The following is an 18,504-nucleotide window of genomic DNA, read 5'->3' as shown; positions in this document are numbered from 1 at the left end:
TATAAGTTCTTTTTGCTATAGATACCCGCCTTAAATTAACTGCGAGCGCAGTTGACTAGGTGTTAGTAGGAGATGCTGCATGCCAGAATCAAAGAAAAAAGCGCTAGGCATCCTAGCCATTGCAGGGGTTGAGCCATATCAAGAGAAGGCTGGTGAAGAATACATGTCACCAGAGCAAATGGCTCATTTTACAAAAATTTTGACAGCTTGGCGCAACCAGCTCAGGGAAGAAGTTGATCGCACTGTTCACCACATGCAGGATGAAGCAGCGAATTTCCCAGATCCAGTTGACCGCGCGTCTCAAGAAGAAGAGTTCAGCCTTGAACTGCGAAACCGTGACCGTGAGCGCCGTCTAATCAAGAAGATTGAAAAGACACTAAACAAAATCGAAGAAGATGAGTTTGGTTTCTGTGATTCTTGTGGCATTGAGATTGGCATCCGTCGTTTGGAAGCCCGTCCAACTGCAGACCTTTGTATCGACTGTAAAACACTTGCAGAGATCAAAGAGAAACAAATGCAAGGTTAATCACCTCCATTCTGTTAATTATAAAGGGAGCATTCGCTCCCTTTTTGGTTTAGTGAATTGCTATGAGTTACATTGGCCGTTTTGCCCCATCACCTTCTGGACCTTTGCACTTTGGCTCTTTAGTTGCCGCGTTAGGCAGTTACTTCCAAGCCAAGTCACAGCAAGGTCAATGGTTGGTTCGAATTGAAGATCTTGACCCTCCTAGAGAGATGCCCGGGGCGGCTAGCTTAATCCTTGAGACACTGGAAGCGTACCAACTACAGTGGGATGGCGAAGTCGTTTATCAAAGCCAACGCCATGACTTATACCAGAACCAAATCGAACACTGGCTGCAATCAGGTCAAGCGTACTACTGCCAATGTACACGCAAACAAATCAAAGCAACGGGTGGCTTTTATCAAGGCACTTGCCGTGATTTAACGCTCAATGAGCCAGATAATTGTGCCATTCGCCTAAAAATGACACATCCTATCTATCAGTTTGAAGATGAGAAGCACGGTCAACTGACGATTCCAACCGCCCTAGCAGATGAAGATTTCATTATAAAACGCCGCGATGGGTTATTTGCTTACAACCTTGCGGTAGTATTGGATGACATTGACCAAGGCATCACGGAAGTGGTTCGTGGCGCCGACCTGATTGAACCTACAGGACGCCAAATTAGCTTGTATCATATGTTAGGCAAAGAGCCTGTGAGCTATCTTCATCTTCCACTGGCGCTAGGAGACAATGGTCAGAAGTTGTCCAAGCAGAATCATGCGCCAGCCATTGATAATCGCAATCCAAAGCCCGCTCTGTTAGACGCAATGCGCTTTTTAGGCTTTGAAATACCACAAGATATCAAACAGCTGAGCGTGGGTGAGATCATTGATTGGGGCGTTAAAAATTGGCACTTGCAGCAGTTGCCAGCATCGATCGAGATCACACCAAGATTCTCAAACCGCTCGCCGTAAGCTATTATTAGCCGCAAATTCGCCTTATTAGGCACAAATTAAGCCTGTAGCAAGGTTGGTTTTCACCATATTATTGCCAGATGCACATGAACAAAAACGACGATACACCAAGCGAAAAGAACATATACCCAGAGCTTTCTCTGAATATCATCACTCGCCAAGAGCACAACGTCTCTCGTAAGAAGATCAGTGATAATGCACTGAAAGTGCTGTACAGACTTCATGGAGCAGGCTTTGACGCATATCTTGTTGGGGGCGGAGTTCGAGACCTTCTACTCGGCCAACAACCAAAAGACTTTGACATTGCGACCAACGCAACGCCAGAGCAAATTCGCCAGTTATTTAAAAACTGTCGCCTAATCGGACGCCGATTCCGTCTCGCGCACATTATGTTTGGTCGCGATATCATTGAAGTCGCCACATTCCGCGGTCACCACCAAGAACCGAGCAAGAACGTTTCTCAGCAATCCAAAGAAGGGATGCTGCTCCGTGACAATGTGTACGGCACGATTGATGAAGACGCCGAGCGTCGCGACTTTACCATCAATGCGATGTACTACAGCATTGCCGACTACTCAATTCACGATTATGCAGGCGGCGTCGAAGATCTTGAGGACAAATTGGTTCGTCTGATTGGCGATCCTGAAACGCGTTATCGCGAAGATCCAGTCCGTATGCTGCGCGCAATTCGATTCGCGGTAAAATTAGACTTCGACATCGAGGAAGATACCGCAGCGCCAATCGAAGATATGGCAGTCTTACTGCGCGATATTCCACCAGCACGACTCTACGAAGAATCACTCAAGATGCTGCAATCAGGCCACGGTCTAGAAACCTACCACCTGATGCGTGAATACAACTTGTTTCAGCAACTGTTCCCAACCATCGCCGAGTTCTTCACTGAAGAGTACGACTCACCAACTGAGCAGATGCTAGATTTGGTTCTCGATTCGACCGATCAACGTATCGAAGAAGGTAAACGTATCAACCCTGCGTTTATGTTCGCCGCCATGCTGTGGTATCCACTACAAGCAAAAGCGCAGCAGTTGATGGAGAAACGTAAACTCGCTTACTACGATGCAATCATGGAAGCGAGCAACCAAGTTCTCGATGATCAAGTTCGTTCCATCGCCATTCCTCGTCGCCACACCGCGACCATCCGCGAAATTTGGCAACTGCAGCTTCGCATGCCTCGCCGCAATGGTAAACGAGCGTTCCGCCTAATGGAGCTCAATAAGTTCCGTGCAGGCTTCGATTTCTTAGAAATGCGCGGTGAAATTGAGCAAGGCGAAACCCAGCAACTCGCCAAATGGTGGGAAACCTTCCAAAATGCGGGTCGCAACATGCGTCAAGCCATGGTGGCAGATTTAGATGCCAGCAGCGATGAAAAGCCAAGACAGCGTCGCCGTAAAACGTATCGCAAGAAAAAGTCGAAAGCGTCATGATGAACACCGTCTTTATTGCGGTTGGTAGTAATCTTGCCGATCCTGTCACTCAAGCGAATGAAGCCATTCAAGCGCTCAAAAGCCTGCCTCGCTCAGAGTTTGTACGAGCCTCTAGCTTATACAGCAGTACGCCCATGGGGCCGCAGGATCAGCCTGACTACATTAATGCCGTTGTTGAAATAAAAACAGAATTAACGCCACTTGAGCTACTCGATTGCACACAAGCCATTGAACTAGAACAAGGGCGCGTCCGTAAAGAAGAGCGCTGGGGCCCAAGAACCTTAGATCTCGACATCATTCTTTACGGCAATGAGGTGATTGATTCGGAGCGTCTCGTCGTTCCCCACTATGGAATGAAAGAGCGCGAGTTTGTGCTCTACCCGCTTGCCGAAATCGCACCAAATTTAACCCTCCCATGTGGGACCAGACTGGAAGACTTACTTAAAGTCGTTGAGCAAAACGGTCTGCGTATTTGGCAATCATAGCCAACTCCTATAAGGAAAAATCATGAAAAAAATAACCATTAGCGATCTGATGAAATGGAAGCAGGAAGGTCGTAAATTTGCCACTTCTACCGCTTATGACGCAAGTTTTGCGCAGCTGTTTGAAAGCCAAGAAATGCCCGTGCTACTCGTCGGTGATTCACTTGGCATGGTTCTTCAAGGAGAATCGTCAACGCTGCCAGTCACAGTAGAAGAGTTAGCCTACCACACGCGCTGTGTACGCGCAGGAAGCCCAAACTGCCTTCTAATGGCTGATATGCCATTTATGAGTTACGCAACGCCTGAGCAAGCGTGTGAGAACGCAGGAAAGCTAATGCGTGCGGGTGCAAATATGGTGAAAATCGAAGGTGGCGACTGGTTAGTCGAGACCGTAAAAATGCTGACAGAGCGTGCCGTACCAGTTTGTGCTCATCTTGGCTTAACGCCTCAGTCAGTCAACATTTTTGGTGGCTTCAAGGTACAAGGCCGCGACCAAGAAAAAGCGGATCGCATGGTTCGCGATGCCCTAGCGCTCCAAGAGGCAGGCGCGCAAATCATCCTACTGGAATGTGTACCTAAAGAGCTGGCAGCTCGCATCACAGAAGTGTGTGATGTGCCGGTGATTGGTATTGGTGCGGGTAACGTGACAGACGGTCAAATCTTAGTGATGCACGACATGTTTGGTATTGCCGCTAACTACATGCCAAAGTTCTCGAAAAACTTCCTTGCTGAAACCGGAGACATGCGTAAAGCTGTTGCCAAATACAAACAAGACGTTGAGAGCGGTGCGTTCCCTGACGACGCACACACTATTGCCTGAGGATAATGTTCATGCAAACTTTTGCTGAAATTGCTGCTCTTCGTGAGCAAATTAAACAGTATAAAAGAGATGGCCGAACAATCGCGTTTGTACCAACAATGGGCAACCTACACGAAGGTCACTTAACGTTAGTACGCAAAGCTCGCGAGAACGCTGATGTGGTTGTGGTGAGTATTTTCGTTAACCCTATGCAGTTTGAACGTGCTGACGATCTCAATAACTACCCTCGCACATTAGAAGATGACCTCACCAAGCTAAGCGGTGAGGCGGTAGAATTGGTCTTCACCCCAACGCCTGAAATCATCTACCCAGAAGGGCTAGATAAACAGACATCGGTTGATGTTCCAGGTTTATCGACCATTCTAGAAGGTGCATCACGCCCAGGTCATTTCCGTGGCGTATCAACAATAGTCACCAAGCTGTTCAACATTGTTCAGCCCGATGTGGCTTGCTTTGGCGAAAAAGATTTTCAACAGTTAGCCGTCATTAGAAAAATGACTGAAGACTTAGCGCTCGATATCGAGATCATTGGTGTGCCAACAGTTCGTGAAATGGATGGTCTTGCAATGAGCTCTCGCAACGGTCTGTTGACTTTAGATGAGCGTCAGCGCGCACCAGTATTGGCTCGTACCATGCGTTGGATCAGCAGCGCAATCCGCGGTGGTCGTGATGACTACGCCTCTGTGATTGAAGATGCCAGCGATCAGCTGCGTGCCGCAGGTCTCCAGCCTGATGAAATCTTTATCCGCGATGCTCGCACGCTCCAAGCGATTACAGCCGAAACCACTCAAGCCGTGATTCTGATGTCTGCATTCTTAGGCAAGGCACGTCTTATCGATAACCAAGTGGTTGAGATGACAGTGGAAACAAAAGAAGAGGAAGAAAAGTCAACCTCTGATGAAAAGAGCGAGTAATCGCCTACTATCGTTTAAAAAGGCTTGGTGCTGCGCACCAAGCCTTTTTTGATTCAAATGAACTCGTCAACTAGCTTCTTAAGCCGATCCCCTTAGTCACTAAGTAGTGCGCGATCGCGTACAACACAACAACGAAAATACTCAACACTCCAAATGAGGTGACGATTCCAACATCAGATACCCCCAAAAAGCCGTAGCGGAATGCGTTAACCATGTAGACGATCGGATTGATTTTCGACACACCCTGCCAAAACTCAGGTAACAAGCTGATGGAGTAAAACACGCCACCAAGATAGGTCAAAGGTGTTAAGACAAAAGTCGGGATGATCGAGATATCATCAAACGTCTTCGCGAACACCGCATTGATCAAGCCCCCCAAAGCAAACACGACAGAGGTCATAAATACAGTCGCGATGATAATCCCCCAGTGCTCAACTTGAAGATCAACAAACAGTAGTGAGACAACCGTAACGATGGTGCCGACGAGCAAACCTCGCACTACCCCGCCCATCACAAACCCTAATATGATCACATAGTTGGGTACAGGCGCAACCAGCAACTCTTCAATGTTTTTTTGGAACTTAGCACTGAAAAATGATGATGCTACATTCGAGTATGAGTTAGTAATCACCGACATCATAATCAAGCCAGGAACAATGTACTCCATGTAGCTAAAACCGTTCATCTCGCCAATTCTAGAGCCGATCAAGCTGCCAAAAATGATGAAGTATAGCGTCATGGTGATCGCCGGTGGAACCAAGGTTTGCACCCAAATACGGGTAAAGCGATTGATCTCTTTGGCTAATAAACTGCGAAAAGCGGTCCAATACAACTGATACATGTTATTCGCTCCCCTCTCTCACAATACTAACGAACAGCTCTTCCAATCGGTTGGCCTTATTGCGCATTGATAACACCTTCACCCCTTGTTCGGTCAACTGAGTAAAAATACCGTTAAGCCCTTGTGTTTTCTCAATTTCAATCTCTAACGAGCCCGCGCTAAACTGCTGCTTGTTGACACCCTCGAGTCTTGGTTCAGGCGCACCATCTTCCAAATCAAGAATAAAGGTCTCCACCTGCAGTTTGTTAAGCAGACTTTTCATGGTGGTGTTTTCAATCAACTCACCTTTGTTGATGATGCCGATGTTGCGACACAACATCTCCGCCTCTTCTAAATAGTGAGTGGTGAGTATGATGGTAATCCCTTGCTCAGAGTTAATTTCTTTAAGAAACTCCCACATTGAACGACGCAGCTCGATATCCACCCCTGCGGTCGGCTCATCCAAAATCAGTAGTTGCGGCTCATGCATCAGCGCTCGAGCAATCATCAAACGGCGCTTCATTCCGCCAGATAGATTTCTTGCACGTTCGTTACGCTTTCCCCACAAATCGAGTTTAGTTAAGTACTTTTCAGCCCTTTCTTCCGCCAGTGATTTAGATACCCCGTAGTAGCCCGCTTGCTGCATGACGATCTGTTTCACCGTTTCAAATTGGTTGAAATTAAATTCTTGCGGCACCAAGCCTAGGTTTTGCTTTGCGAGTTCTAAATCGCTATCAATATCAAAACCGAATACCTTAACGTTACCTGATGTCTTGTTGACCAAAGAGGAGATGACGCCAATGGTGGTCGATTTACCCGCGCCATTGGGACCAAGCAGTGCGTAAAAGTCCCCTTTTTCCACATTTAGGCTGACGCCTTTCAGTGCTTCAAACCCACCTGCGTAGGTCTTACGCAGCTGTTCAATCTCTAATGCATACATAACAAACTATCGTTTCTTTGAATTAACCAAATTAGTTTATCGTTGAGTAACGATGATTACAATTAAACCTTTCGAATATTTTAGAAATATAAAAATTATTCAAAAAAAACGCCGCAGAAACGTCTGCGGCGTGGAGTGACATTCTCTAAAAATTAGTGGCTAAACTCGCTCTGGCTGACCTTCATCTGTATCTACATGACGAATAGCCGCTTTAAGCGCTTCATAGCGGAATTTATAAGTGTTGGCAGCAGGTACCAAATCAAGCACATGGAACTTCTCCAGTTGCTGGCGCGTTTTTTCATTAGGACACAATAAATACACTTCACAGTTAGCATCTTGCGCATCTTTAATTGCATTTTCCAAGGCAAGTCCCACGGTAACGTCGATCATCGGAACGTCGGTCAAATCGAGGATCATCACCTCATAATCAGAAATACTGGTGTGCTGACGTGAAATCGCTTTCGACACACTAAATATCATCGGCCCTGACAAGTAGAAGAACAATACTTTACCATTGGCCATATCTAACAAGCCGCGTTCACTGTCAGACAGCGGTACGTCATCTTCATCCGCATCACTGATCGCTTTCACTTGACGCGCTTGTTCACGACTCAAACGCTCGATAATGATGATGTTTGAGATAAATACCCCCAAACCAACGGCCACAATCAAATCGACAAACACAGTCAGCAGCATCACGCCGTACATAATCGCCATACCGGCAAAACTGACTCGGTGAGCACGCTGGATAAAACTCCAATCAAGGATGTTGAAACCAACATAAACCGCAATACCCGCCAGAACCGCCATCGGAATCGGCTCAGTTAGGCCTCCGGCTACCAGTACAACTAATGCAAGCATTAGCGCACGAATTACGCCAGACAGAGGCGAACGAGCACCAACTTGAATGTTTGTGACTGTCCCCATAGTCGCACCAGCACCTGGCAATGCACCAAACAAACCGGAAATCATGTTCGCTAAGCCTTGGCCACGAAGCTCTTTGTCTGAATCGTGTTCTTTCCGTGTTAATGAGTCACCGATAACCGCGGTCAACAAGGTATCAATACAACCAAGAGTACCGAGCACCAAAGCATCAATGACCATTTCTGTAAACATAGACGCATCGATGTGCGGTATCACTAAAGAAGGCAGTCCTGCAGGAATTTCACCAATACGACGAATCGAGTCTGTATCAAATAGAATGACGGAAAGCAGTGTGACAGCGACAAGCGCGACCAGTTGAGCTGGAACGTACTTACGATAACGCTTAGGAAAGAAAAACAAGATCCCGAGAGTCAGCAAGCCAAGAAATAGCTCACTGAATTTCATATTGGCGACCGTATCAGGTAACGCAGATAAGGTGCCAATCACACCGCCAGCAGGGGCAGCGTGACCCAGGAGGGGGGATAATTGGAGAATAATCAGAATCACGCCAATCCCCGACATAAACCCGGAGATGACGCTATATGGCATCAAAGTTACGTACTTTCCTAACTTTAGCGTACCCAGCAAGATCTGAAACGCACCTGCCATCATCACGACAGTGAACGTCATTGCCATCCCCGTCTCAGGGTACTTCGCCATCATACTGGTTAAAACGGCAGTCATGATCACCGTCATAGGGCCAGTAGGCTCGGATATTAACGTATTCGAGCCACCAAAAAGTGAGGCAAACAGCCCCACCATTATGGCTCCCCAAAGCCCGGCTTCAGCGCCAGCTCCTGAGGCGACACCAAATGCCAGTGCTAATGGTAAGGAGATGATGGCGGTAGTCACACCACCAAACAGATCTCCTTTGAGATTGATATCTTCAAAACGACTTCCAAACACAACTCAGCTCCATGCTTAAAATTTGGCTACGACACCTTACTTCTGGGTTATCCTATACAGGCTCAAAAAATAAGCCCAATAACCACTCTTTTTGTAGCGAAACATAACGAGAAATATTAGCGATTTGCTGCGAAATGTCGCTATTTTCATCACTTTACCAAATGTTATCTAGTAGAGATAAGTGTTAATTACATCTCATAACTCATACTTTATAACCTTTGGTTAGGATGAGTGCTAAGTTTATGATTTTTAGCGCTCAAACACGTCAGATGAGTGCCTTTTCGAGCAATTATCATAGGAACGAAATTGTAACATTGTGTATAGTGGTGCAAGAATTTTTTAAGGATTGCGAACGAGATGCCGGAAATTAAACAGCTATTTGAAAATAACTCGAAATGGTCTGAGTCAATTAAAGCTGAGCGACCAGAATACTTCACGAAACTTGAAGAAGGTCAAAACCCCGGATTCCTCTGGATTGGTTGTTCTGATAGCCGAGTACCTGCTGAACGTTTAACGGGGCTTTATTCTGGTGAATTGTTCGTCCACCGCAACGTTGCGAATCAGGTAATCCATACCGACCTTAACTGTTTATCTGTTGTTCAATACGCGGTTGACGTACTCAAGGTCAAACACATCATCGTCTGCGGACACTATGGCTGCGGCGGGGTCAATGCGGCCATAGATAACCCACAACTGGGGCTGATCAATAACTGGCTGTTGCACATTCGCGATTTGTACTTCAAGCATAGGGACTACCTAGATCGCATGGCACCGGAAGATAAAGCTGATAAGCTCGGAGAGATCAACGTCGCAGAGCAAGTGTATAACTTGGGGAACTCAACGATTATGCAAAATGCTTGGGAGCGCGGCCAAGACGTCGAGATTCATGGCGTTGTCTACGGCATTGGCGATGGTAAGTTGCAGTACTTGGGGGTGCGTTCTAGCTCAAGGGAAAGTGTCGAAACCTCATATCAAAAAGCGATGGAGTCTATTCTCAATCCAGATCAGCAGCTTCTTTGCCGATAACTACCAAGCCTGAAAAAGAACGCCCGTGAACCTTTCACGGGCGTTTTTGCATCTGTCTTACTGAACTGATTTACTCTTGAGGCACAACTTTACCGATGTATGGTAGATGGCGGTATTTCTGCGCGTAGTCGATACCCACACCGACAACAAACTCATCAGGAATTTCGAAGCCAATCCACTTAACATCGACATCCACTTCTCTACGAGATGGTTTATCCAAAAGAGTACATATCTCAACTGACTTTGGCTCACGCAGTGTCAGGATCTCTTTCACTTTGTTCAAGGTATTACCTGTATCGATAATGTCTTCAACAAGTAAAACGTCTTTGCCTTTGATGTCATCATCAAGATCTTTAAGAATACGAACATCGCGTGAACTTTCCATGGTATTACCGTAGCTCGATGCTGTCATGAAATCGACTTGGTGAGTCAGATCAATCGCACGAGCCAAATCAGCCATAAACACAAATGAACCACGTAGAAGACCAACAAGAACAAGATCCTCGCTGCCTTTGTAGTGTTCACTGATTTGTTTGCCTAACTCTTTCACTCGTTCGCTGACTTCTTGCTCAGAAATCATTACTTCTACTGTATGTTTCATACCAATCTCATTTATCGCGTGGGCTAACATTCATTTCTGAAATAGTAGCTGATGTATTCAAGCGCCTAGTTTAACGATTGCGGAACAACAAAGAAAGAGTCTCATGCATCAGAAAAGCCACACACATCAACTAAACCCTATGACGTTCCGCACGTATATTAACAATTGTGGTTATAAAGTGTACTGAAAACGTTGACCTTCTTTATATGCACCATTACACTCATTATGCTTCTAAGCAAATAATAAAATACTAAATAGGGCAAAGCCCAATACAAACAACTCAATTGGCAAGGATATTGATATGGACTCAATAGCGAAAAGACCGCGCACGCGTCTGTCTCCGCAAAAACGTAAACAGCAACTGATGGAGATTTCTCTAGAGGTATTTGCTCGTCGTGGTATCGGACGTGGAGGTCACGCAGATATTGCTGAAATCGCTCAGGTTTCAGTCGCAACCGTATTTAACTACTTCCCGACTCGTGAAGATCTCGTTGATGACGTACTAAACTATGTCGTGCGTCAGTTCTCGAATTTTCTATCGGACAATATTGATTTAGATCTGCACGCGAAAGACAACCTAGAGAACCTCACATCGGCAATGGTGAACCTAGTTGCCAATGATTGCCACTGGCTAAAAGTGTGGTTTGAGTGGAGTGCATCAACGCGCGATGAAGTATGGCCACTGTTTGTCACCACTAACCGCACAAATCAGCTTCTAGTACAGAACATGTTTATCAAAGCGATTGAACGTGGTGAAGTCTGTGACCAGCATGATCCAGCCGATCTTGCAACACTGTTCCACGGCATTTGTTACTCGCTGTTTGTACAAGCCAATCGCGTACAAAACACAGATGCACTGTCTAAGCTAACCCAAAGTTACTTGGATATGCTGTGCATCTACAAACGTGATCACTGATCAAAGCTCACTACGGGTAAAGCTGATACTCAGGTATCAGCTTTTTTTATTTCTGTCAGGTATAAAAAAACCGCTGAATCATCAGCGGTTTTTTACTATCAATCTTCAAGAAAAATTACTTTTTCTTTTTCGCTTTCGGGTTTGGAAGGTCAGTGATCGTCCCTTCAAACACTTCCGCCGCCAGACCAACAGATTCATGTAGAGTTGGGTGAGCGTGGATAGTTAGTGCGATATCTTCTGCATCACAACCCATCTCGATTGCAAGACCGATTTCACCTAGTAGTTCACCACCGTTAGTACCAACGATAGCACCACCAATCACGCGGTGAGTCTCTTTGTCGAAGATAAGCTTAGTCATACCATCTGCACAATCAGATGCGATTGCACGGCCTGAAGCAGCCCATGGGAATGTCGCTGTTTCGTAGTTGATGCCTTCAGCTTTCGCTTCTTTCTCAGTCTTACCAACCCACGCCACTTCTGGCTCTGTGTAAGCAATTGAAGGAATAACTTTAGGGTCGAAGTAGTGCTTCTTACCAGCAATAACTTCAGCAGCAACGTGACCTTCATGCACGCCTTTGTGCGCAAGCATTGGTTGACCAACGATATCACCGATAGCAAAGATGTGAGGAACGTTAGTACGCATCTGCTTATCAACGTTGATGAAACCGCGCTCATCGACTTCTAGACCAGCTTTTTCTGCATCAAGAAGTTGACCGTTAGGTACACGACCGATAGCAACTAGAACAGCATCGTAGCGCTCAGCTTCTGCTGGTGCTTTTTTGCCTTCCATTGAAACGTAGATACCGTCTTCTTTCGCTTCAACTGCTGTTACTTTGGTTTCAAGCATTAGGTTGAACTTGTTCTTGATACGCTTAGTGTAAACTTTCACGATATCTTTATCCGCAGCTGGGATAACTTGGTCGAACATTTCAACAACGTCGATTTGAGAACCTAGAGAGTGGTAAACCGTACCCATTTCTAGACCGATGATACCACCGCCCATGATAAGCAGTTTTCCAGGAACTTCTTTCAGTTCAAGTGCGTCAGTTGAGTCCCAAATACGTGGGTCTTCATGTGGGATAAATGGCAGTTTGATTGGACGAGAGCCCGCTGCAACGATCGCGTTGTCAAAGTTAACGACTGTTTTGCCTTCTTCACCATCCACTTCAATCGTGTTAGGACCAGTAAATTTACCAAAACCGTTAACCACGTTAACTTTACGCATCTTAGCCATACCGCCAAGACCGCCAGTTAGTTGGTTGATAACTTTTTCTTTCCACTTACGGATCTTGTCGATATCAGTTTGCGGCTCACCAAACACGATGCCGTGCTCAGCAAGTGCTTTCGCTTCTTCGATAACTTTAGATACGTGTAGTAGTGCTTTCGATGGGATACAACCCACGTTCAAACAAACACCACCAAGAGTGCTGTAACGTTCAATAAGAACAGTTTCTAGACCTAAGTCTGCACAACGGAATGCGGCAGAGTAACCAGCAGGACCTGCACCAAGTACTACTACTTGGGCTTTAATTTCTTTGCTCATTTTGACCTCTTGTAGTCATAATCCCTAACAGGCTGAGTGGGTATTGATTCACTATGTTCAAGTCAGTTTGTTTTAAACAGTTATTTTCAGACCGACATCAGTTTACAGAGATGTTAATGGTGTGAAAAGTAAATCAATTTAGCCTGTGAGCTAGACAACAATTCGCTTGAGAAAACCTTATTGAGTCTAAGGTCTGCAATCAAATTGTTTGGTAATTATTATTAGTAGAGGCGGCTAAATGTGCCGCCTCTCAATCATCTGACTTCTATTAAAGAACTAGACGACGAATGTCTGATAGCGCTGCGTTCAAGAACGTGATGAAGCGAGCACCTTCCGCGCCATCAATCACACGGTGGTCGTATGATAGAGACAGTGGAAGCTGTAGACGTGGTTCGAATTCTTTACCGTTCCACACTGGCTTCATTTCAGACTTAGACACACCCAGGATACCAACTTCTGGTGCATTTACGATTGGTGTAAATGCCGTACCGCCGATGCCGCCAAGGCTAGAGATTGTGAAACAACCGCCTTGCATGTCAGCCGCCGTTAGCTTACCAGCACGTGCTTTCTTAGACACAGCCATTAGCTCTTCAGATAGCTCGTAAATGCCTTTCTTGTTCACATCTTTGAATACTGGAACAACTAGACCGTTAGGCGTATCTACTGCGATACCGATGTTCACGTATTTCTTCAGAATGATGCTTTCGCCATCTTCAGATAGAGAAGAGTTAAACGCTGGGAACGCTTCAAGTGCTTTCGCTGCTGCTTTCATGATGAACACAAGTGGCGTGATCTTCATGCCAGTGTCTTTCTTCGCTTCGATAGCGTTCTGCTCTTTACGGAATGCTTCTAGCTCAGTGATGTCTGCGTTGTCCCACTGTGTAACGTGAGGGATCATTACCCAGTTGCGGTGTAGGTTTGCACCAGAGATCTTCTTGATCTTAGAAAGCTTCTGAACTTCAGTTTCGCCGAACTTGCTGAAGTCAACTTTTGGCCAAGGTAGAAGACCAAGAGCAGAGCCGTCACCGCCTTTGCCAGATGCCGCAGCACCAGACTCAAGACGCTTAAGTGCTTCTTTAACGTAAGACTGAACGTCTTCTTTAAGGATACGGCTCTTACGACCAGTACCTTTAACCTTAGATAGGTTAACGCCAAATTCACGAGCAAGACGACGAACAACAGGAGACGCGTGTGCGTAATCGTTGTTTTCTTGGAAGTCGTTCGCTGCAGGTGCCGCTTCAGCTTTTGCTGCTGGAGCAGGAGCCGCCGCAGGTGCTGGAACTGCTGCTTGTGCAGGTGCTGCAACAGGAGCAGGCGCTGCGCCCTCTACAACGAACGTCATGATTAGAGAGCCAGTCGTTACTTTATCGCCAGCTGCAATCTTGATTTCTTTTACTGTACCAGCGAATGGTGCAGGAACTTCCATTGAAGCTTTGTCGCCTTCAACAGTGATTAGAGATTGCTCTTCTTCCACTGTGTCGCCAACCGCTACCATGATCTCAGTAACTTCAACTTCGTCACCGCCGATATCAGGAACATTCACTTCTTTCTCAGCTGCTGCCGCCGCAGGTGCCGCTGGAGCCTCTACTGCTGCTGGAGCCGCTGCTGCGCCTGAACCTGCAGTTTCGAATACCATGATTAGAGTACCAGTTGTTACTTTATCGCCAGCAGCAACTTTGATCTCTTTAACCGTACCAGCGAAGGGGGCTGGAACTTCCATTGATGCTTTGTCGCCTTCAACAGTCAGAAGAGATTGCTCTTCTTCGATGCTGTCGCCCACTGCAACCATGATTTCAGTCACTTCTACTTCGTCGCCACCGATATCTGGAACATGAACTTCTTTAAGTTCTGCTGCTGCAGGAGCTGCAACTGGTGCTGCTTCAACTGCTGGAGCTGCCGCAGGAGCCGCTTCTACAGCGGCACCTTCAGCTTCGAAAATCATGATAAGAGAACCAGTCGTAACAGAATCGCCTTCAGTTACTTTGATTTCTTTAACAATACCTGCTTGAGACGCTGGAACTTCCATAGAAGCTTTGTCGCCTTCAACAGTGATCAAAGACTGTTCTTCTTCAACCTTGTCGCCAACGCTTACAAGAATCTCAGTAACTTCAACCTCATCCGCACCGATGTCAGGTACATTAATTTCGATTGCCATTGCTTATTTACCTTCTAGTTAAGCGCTGTATTAAGCGTAAAGTGGGTTTGTTTTTTCAGTGTCGATGTTGAACTTAGCAATCGCTTCAACAACGACTGACTTCTCAACATCACCACGTTTCGCTAGCTCAGTAAGAGCTGCAACAACTACGTAGCCCGCATTAACTTCGAAGTGACGACGTAGGTTCTCGCGGCTGTCAGAACGGCCGTAACCATCAGTACCAAGTACTTTGTAAGACTCAGAAGGCATAAACGCGCGAACTTGCTCACAGTAGTTCTTCATGTAGTCAGTCGCCGCGATAGCTGGCTCGCTGCCCATTACTTGTGCAATGTAAGGTACTTTCGCTTCCGCTTCTGGGTGAAGCATGTTGTAACGCTCTGCGTCTTGACCGTCACGAGTTAGCTCGTTGAACGATGTTACAGAGAACACGTCAGATGCAATGCCGTACTCTTCGCTCAGGATAGTCGCTGCTTTACGTACTTCGTTCATGATAGTACCAGAGCCCATTAGCTGAACTTTAGACTTATCACCTGCGTAAGACTCAAGCTTGTAGATACCCTTACGGATACCTTCTTCAGCGCCTTCTGGCATTGCTGGCATTGCGTAGTTTTCGTTCATTACCGTTAGGTAGTAGAACACGTTCTCTTGGTTCTCACCGTACATACGACGGATACCGTCTTGCATGATGACTGCAACTTCGTAAGCGAATGTTGGGTCGTAAGAAATACAGTTAGGAACCGTGTTCGCCATGATGTGCGAGTGACCGTCTTCGTGCTGTAGACCTTCACCGTTTAGCGTTGTACGACCAGCAGTAGCACCGAGTAGGAAACCACGAGCTTGTTGGTCACCAGCCATCCACGCCATGTCGCCAACACGTTGGAAACCGAACATTGAGTAGTAGATGTAGAACGGGATCATTGGCAGATCGTTTGTGCTGTAAGAAGTAGCAGCAGCAACCCAAGATGCCATTGAACCTAGTTCGTTGATACCTTCTTGTAGTACCTGACCTGATGTCGCTTCTTTGTAGTAAGAAACGATGTCGCGATCTTGAGGTGTGTAGTTCTGACCGTGCGGGTTGTAAATACCGATCTGACGGAACAGACCTTCCATACCGAACGTACGAGCTTCGTCACAGATGATAGGAACGATGTTCTTACCAATGTTCTTGTTCTTAAGCAGGATGTTAAGAGTACGAACGTAAGCCATTGTTGTAGAGATATCACGCTTCTGCTCGCTTAGTAGCGGAGCGAATTCTTCTAGCTCAGGCACTTTGAATTCTTGAGTGAACTTAGGTAGACGCTGTGGCGTGTAACCTTTTAGTTCTTTACGACGAGCGTGTAGGTATTCGTATTCCGCTGAACCTTCTTCAAGTTTCAGGTATGGAAGTTCTTTAACCGCTTCGTCAGTTAGGATGTCTTGAAGACCTAAGCGATCACGTAGGTGTAGTACGTGAGTCATGTCCATCTTCTTAACTTGGTGCGCGATGTTCTTACCTTCCGCCGCTTCACCCATGCCGTAACCTTTAACAGTCTTCGCTAGGATTACTGTTGGACGACCTTTCGTTTCTGCTGCGTTCTTGTAAGCTGCGTACAGTTTAGAAGAGTCGTGACCACCACGCTTAAGTGCGAAGATTTCGTCATCAGTCATGTCTGCAACCAATGCAGCTGTCTCTGGGTACTTACCAAAGAAGTGCTCACGTACGTACGCGCCATCTTTAGATTTAAATGTTTGGTAGTCGCCATCTACAGTTTCGTTCATTAGCTGTAGAAGTTTACCTGACGTGTCTTTCGCCAGTAGAGCATCCCAGTTGTTGCCCCAGATAACCTTAACAACATTCCAGCCAGCGCCTTTGAACAGACCTTCTAGCTCTTGGATGATGCTACCGTTACCCATTACAGGGCCATCTAGACGCTGTAGGTTACAGTTGATTAGGAAACAAAGGTTGTCTAGTTTCTCACGCGCAGCGAAAGATAGAGAACCACGTGATTCTGGCTCATCCATCTCACCGTCGCCTAGGAAAGCGTATACACGTTGAGCAGAAGTATCTTTAAGACCACGACCTTCTAGGTACTTAAGGAAACGAGCTTGGTAGATCGCAGAGATTGGACCAAGACCCATAGATACGGTTGGGAACTGCCAGAATTCAGGCATTAGTTTAGGGTGCGGGTATGATGGGATACCTTTGCCATCTACTTCTTGACGGAAGTTATCTAGCTGCTCTTCAGTTAGACGACCTTCAACGAATGCACGAGAGTAGATACCCGGTGAGATATGACCTTGGTAGTAAACTAGATCGCCACCGTCCGTCTCATTTGGAGCGCGGAAGAAGTGGTTGAAACAGACTTCGTAGAATGCAGCCGCTGATTGGTAAGAAGCCATGTGACCACCAAGGTCTAGGTCTTTCTTAGATGCACGCAATACGATCATGATTGCGTTCCAGCGAATGATTGAGCGAATACGACGTTCAAGAGTCACATCACCTGGGTATGCTGGCTCTTGTGCTGCCGGAATCGTGTTGATGTAGTTCGTGTTGATACCAGTTGGCATATCAACGCCGTCTAGACGTGCTTTCTCTAGAACAGTTTCTAGTAGGAACTGTGCACGTTCTACACCTTCTTCACGTACTACTGACTCTAGGGCTTGCAGCCAATCTTGAGTTTCCAGTGCGTCTACGTCATGCTTCATGTCAGACATGGCGATCTATCCTTCTGTTGGTTGGATCTAGTTATTTACGCAACGACTTTAAGAGTCGTTACCTTGTTGAATTCGACGCAAAGAGCGCTCTCTGCGCGACTCTTCACGAGTCAAATCCAACAATGTTTCTTCAATATAAGCTAAGTGTGAATGACACATTTCACGCGCCTTTTCTGGCTTACCTGAAACGATCGCTTCCACGATATTAGCTCTGTGTTTACTTACTTTTTCGACCACTTCATCGCGGCGGTGTAAGAGCTTTAAATTCTGTAAGATATTCTGCTCAAGCAATGGCGCTAAACTGCGAACAATATGCAGCAGCACTACGTTGTGCGCCGCTTCCGTTAAAGCGATCAGAAACTGCATAACTGCAGCGGCTTCCGCTTCAATGTTTTTCTCAGTTTGTTGCTCACTGATTTTTTCGAGGCTTGCCTCGATACGAGCGAAATCTTCTTCAGTACCACGAACGGCTGCAAAGTACGCTGAGATACCTTCCATCGCATGACGCGTTTCCAGTAGATCAAGCTGAGTCTCTGAGTGGCTAGACAATAAATTTAGCAGAGGATCTGAAAAGCTGGTCCAGATGTTTTCGCTAACGAATGTGCCACCACCCTGTCGACGAGTAAGAAGACGCTTCGCTTCAAGGCGTTGAATTGCCTCACGGATTGAAGGACGAGACACATCAAACTGTTTAGCCAGCTCGCGCTCTGGCGGCAATTGTTGCCCCGGAGACAATGTTCCTTCCACAATCAGCCTTTCTAACTCTTGTTCAATGACATCAGAAAGTTTTGGCTGACGAATCCTTTGATAAGCCATAGTTGTTATTCTTCTACTCTTTG

General features: G+C 46.3%; 16 protein-coding genes. 8 read left to right on the top strand and 8 right to left on the bottom strand.

The genetic code is table 11. The annotated features are described in order from the left end of the window. Nucleotides 1-79 precede the first annotated feature (79 nt). The 6 genes from dksA (at nucleotide 80) to panC (ending at nucleotide 5,140) form a co-directional block, all read left to right on the top strand. The gene (gene dksA, locus ACUALS_RS02565) at nucleotides 80-526 is read left to right on the top strand and encodes an RNA polymerase-binding protein DksA (protein WP_005475686.1); all 447 of its coding nucleotides are present in this window, start codon (nucleotides 80-82) and stop codon (nucleotides 524-526) included. Nucleotides 527-588: 62 nt separating this feature from the next. Then, nucleotides 589-1,479 (top strand): tRNA glutamyl-Q(34) synthetase GluQRS, encoded by an 891-nt coding sequence (gene gluQRS, locus ACUALS_RS02560; RefSeq protein ID WP_454448788.1) that lies wholly within the window; start codon nucleotides 589-591, stop codon nucleotides 1,477-1,479. A gap of 80 nt (nucleotides 1,480-1,559) precedes the next feature. Next, entirely contained in the window at nucleotides 1,560-2,924 is a 1,365-nt protein-coding gene (gene pcnB / locus ACUALS_RS02555; RefSeq protein ID WP_038214584.1) for a polynucleotide adenylyltransferase PcnB, read from the top strand. Beyond that, on the top strand, nucleotides 2,924-3,409 hold the full coding sequence (gene folK, locus ACUALS_RS02550) for a 2-amino-4-hydroxy-6-hydroxymethyldihydropteridine diphosphokinase (protein WP_039486427.1): 486 nt from the start codon (nucleotides 2,924-2,926) through the stop codon (nucleotides 3,407-3,409). Before pcnB ends, folK begins: the two co-directional genes overlap by 1 nt. A gap of 22 nt (nucleotides 3,410-3,431) precedes the next feature. After that, a complete protein-coding gene (gene panB, locus ACUALS_RS02545) occupies nucleotides 3,432-4,226 on the top strand; it encodes a 3-methyl-2-oxobutanoate hydroxymethyltransferase (protein ID WP_005475655.1) in 795 nt (264 codons plus the stop codon). 11 nt (nucleotides 4,227-4,237) lie between these two features. After that, a complete protein-coding gene (gene panC, locus ACUALS_RS02540; protein WP_454448787.1) occupies nucleotides 4,238-5,140 on the top strand; it encodes a pantoate--beta-alanine ligase in 903 nt (300 codons plus the stop codon). 70 nt (nucleotides 5,141-5,210) lie between these two features. Here panC and ACUALS_RS02535 read toward each other — a convergent pair whose 3' ends face one another. The 3 genes from ACUALS_RS02535 to ACUALS_RS02525 all read right to left on the bottom strand — a co-directional run bounded on the left by ACUALS_RS02535 (nucleotide 5,211) and on the right by ACUALS_RS02525 (nucleotide 8,730). Continuing rightward, entirely contained in the window at nucleotides 5,211-5,981 is a 771-nt protein-coding gene (locus tag ACUALS_RS02535) for an ABC transporter permease (protein ID WP_005475692.1), read from the bottom strand. Nucleotide 5,982: 1 nt separating this feature from the next. After that, nucleotides 5,983-6,900, bottom strand: a complete 918-nt coding sequence (locus ACUALS_RS02530) for an ABC transporter ATP-binding protein (protein WP_454448786.1) — start codon at nucleotides 6,898-6,900, stop codon at nucleotides 5,983-5,985. Between the two features lie 159 nt (nucleotides 6,901-7,059). Then, nucleotides 7,060-8,730 carry a SulP family inorganic anion transporter gene (locus ACUALS_RS02525; RefSeq protein ID WP_039625215.1) on the bottom strand — a complete coding sequence of 557 codons (1,671 nt, stop codon included), beginning with the start codon at nucleotides 8,728-8,730 and terminating at the stop codon, nucleotides 7,060-7,062. Between the two features lie 357 nt (nucleotides 8,731-9,087). Here ACUALS_RS02525 and can point away from each other — a divergent pair, with 357 nt between their 5' ends. Then, nucleotides 9,088-9,756 (top strand): carbonate dehydratase, encoded by a 669-nt coding sequence (gene can / locus ACUALS_RS02520; protein WP_005475685.1) that lies wholly within the window; start codon nucleotides 9,088-9,090, stop codon nucleotides 9,754-9,756. A 70-nt stretch (nucleotides 9,757-9,826) separates the two neighbouring features. On the opposite strand, the gene hpt is transcribed toward can, so the two are convergent. Further along, nucleotides 9,827-10,357, bottom strand: coding sequence for a hypoxanthine phosphoribosyltransferase (hpt, locus tag ACUALS_RS02515; RefSeq protein WP_038137618.1), 531 nt, complete (start codon nucleotides 10,355-10,357; stop codon nucleotides 9,827-9,829). A 301-nt stretch (nucleotides 10,358-10,658) separates the two neighbouring features. Here hpt and ACUALS_RS02510 point away from each other — a divergent pair, with 301 nt between their 5' ends. Beyond that, nucleotides 10,659-11,273 (top strand): LuxR/HapR/OpaR family quorum-sensing transcriptional regulator, encoded by a 615-nt coding sequence (locus tag ACUALS_RS02510; protein ID WP_005475688.1) that lies wholly within the window; start codon nucleotides 10,659-10,661, stop codon nucleotides 11,271-11,273. Between the two features lie 115 nt (nucleotides 11,274-11,388). Here ACUALS_RS02510 and lpdA read toward each other — a convergent pair whose 3' ends face one another. From lpdA to pdhR, 4 genes are all read right to left on the bottom strand, one after another. After that, nucleotides 11,389-12,816 carry a dihydrolipoyl dehydrogenase gene (gene lpdA / locus ACUALS_RS02505; protein ID WP_005475672.1) on the bottom strand — a complete coding sequence of 476 codons (1,428 nt, stop codon included), beginning with the start codon at nucleotides 12,814-12,816 and terminating at the stop codon, nucleotides 11,389-11,391. A 268-nt stretch (nucleotides 12,817-13,084) separates the two neighbouring features. Then, complete coding sequence (gene aceF / locus ACUALS_RS02500; protein ID WP_454448785.1) at nucleotides 13,085-14,971, bottom strand: pyruvate dehydrogenase complex dihydrolipoyllysine-residue acetyltransferase; 1,887 nt, start codon at nucleotides 14,969-14,971, stop codon at nucleotides 13,085-13,087. Nucleotides 14,972-15,001: 30 nt separating this feature from the next. After that, nucleotides 15,002-17,665: a pyruvate dehydrogenase (acetyl-transferring), homodimeric type gene (aceE, locus tag ACUALS_RS02495; RefSeq protein WP_005475660.1), complete on the bottom strand. Its 2,664-nt coding sequence runs from the start codon at nucleotides 17,663-17,665 to the stop codon at nucleotides 15,002-15,004. Nucleotides 17,666-17,713: 48 nt separating this feature from the next. Next, the gene (pdhR, locus tag ACUALS_RS02490) at nucleotides 17,714-18,481 is read right to left on the bottom strand and encodes a pyruvate dehydrogenase complex transcriptional repressor PdhR (RefSeq protein WP_005475680.1); all 768 of its coding nucleotides are present in this window, start codon (nucleotides 18,479-18,481) and stop codon (nucleotides 17,714-17,716) included. Nucleotides 18,482-18,504 lie beyond the last annotated feature (23 nt).

This window comes from Vibrio sp. NH-7 (genome assembly GCF_053643215.1).
The sequence above is the reverse complement of the archived record's forward strand: the minus strand, read 5'-3'. Positions and strand labels throughout refer to the sequence as shown.

Coding starts and splice junctions, on each gene's coding strand:
- dksA (WP_005475686.1), top strand. CDS start 80: ATGCCAGAATCAAAGAAAAAAGCGCTAGGCATCCTAGCCATTGCAGGG.
- gluQRS (WP_454448788.1), top strand. CDS start 589: ATGAGTTACATTGGCCGTTTTGCCCCATCACCTTCTGGACCTTTGCAC.
- pcnB (WP_038214584.1), top strand. CDS start 1,560: ATGCACATGAACAAAAACGACGATACACCAAGCGAAAAGAACATATAC.
- folK (WP_039486427.1), top strand. CDS start 2,924: ATGAACACCGTCTTTATTGCGGTTGGTAGTAATCTTGCCGATCCTGTC.
- panB (WP_005475655.1), top strand. CDS start 3,432: ATGAAAAAAATAACCATTAGCGATCTGATGAAATGGAAGCAGGAAGGT.
- panC (WP_454448787.1), top strand. CDS start 4,238: ATGCAAACTTTTGCTGAAATTGCTGCTCTTCGTGAGCAAATTAAACAG.
- ACUALS_RS02535 (WP_005475692.1), bottom strand. CDS start 5,981: ATGTATCAGTTGTATTGGACCGCTTTTCGCAGTTTATTAGCCAAAGAG.
- ACUALS_RS02530 (WP_454448786.1), bottom strand. CDS start 6,900: ATGTATGCATTAGAGATTGAACAGCTGCGTAAGACCTACGCAGGTGGG.
- can (WP_005475685.1), top strand. CDS start 9,088: ATGCCGGAAATTAAACAGCTATTTGAAAATAACTCGAAATGGTCTGAG.
- hpt (WP_038137618.1), bottom strand. CDS start 10,357: ATGAAACATACAGTAGAAGTAATGATTTCTGAGCAAGAAGTCAGCGAA.
- ACUALS_RS02510 (WP_005475688.1), top strand. CDS start 10,659: ATGGACTCAATAGCGAAAAGACCGCGCACGCGTCTGTCTCCGCAAAAA.
- lpdA (WP_005475672.1), bottom strand. CDS start 12,816: ATGAGCAAAGAAATTAAAGCCCAAGTAGTAGTACTTGGTGCAGGTCCT.
- aceF (WP_454448785.1), bottom strand. CDS start 14,971: ATGGCAATCGAAATTAATGTACCTGACATCGGTGCGGATGAGGTTGAA.
- aceE (WP_005475660.1), bottom strand. CDS start 17,665: ATGTCTGACATGAAGCATGACGTAGACGCACTGGAAACTCAAGATTGG.
- pdhR (WP_005475680.1), bottom strand. CDS start 18,481: ATGGCTTATCAAAGGATTCGTCAGCCAAAACTTTCTGATGTCATTGAA.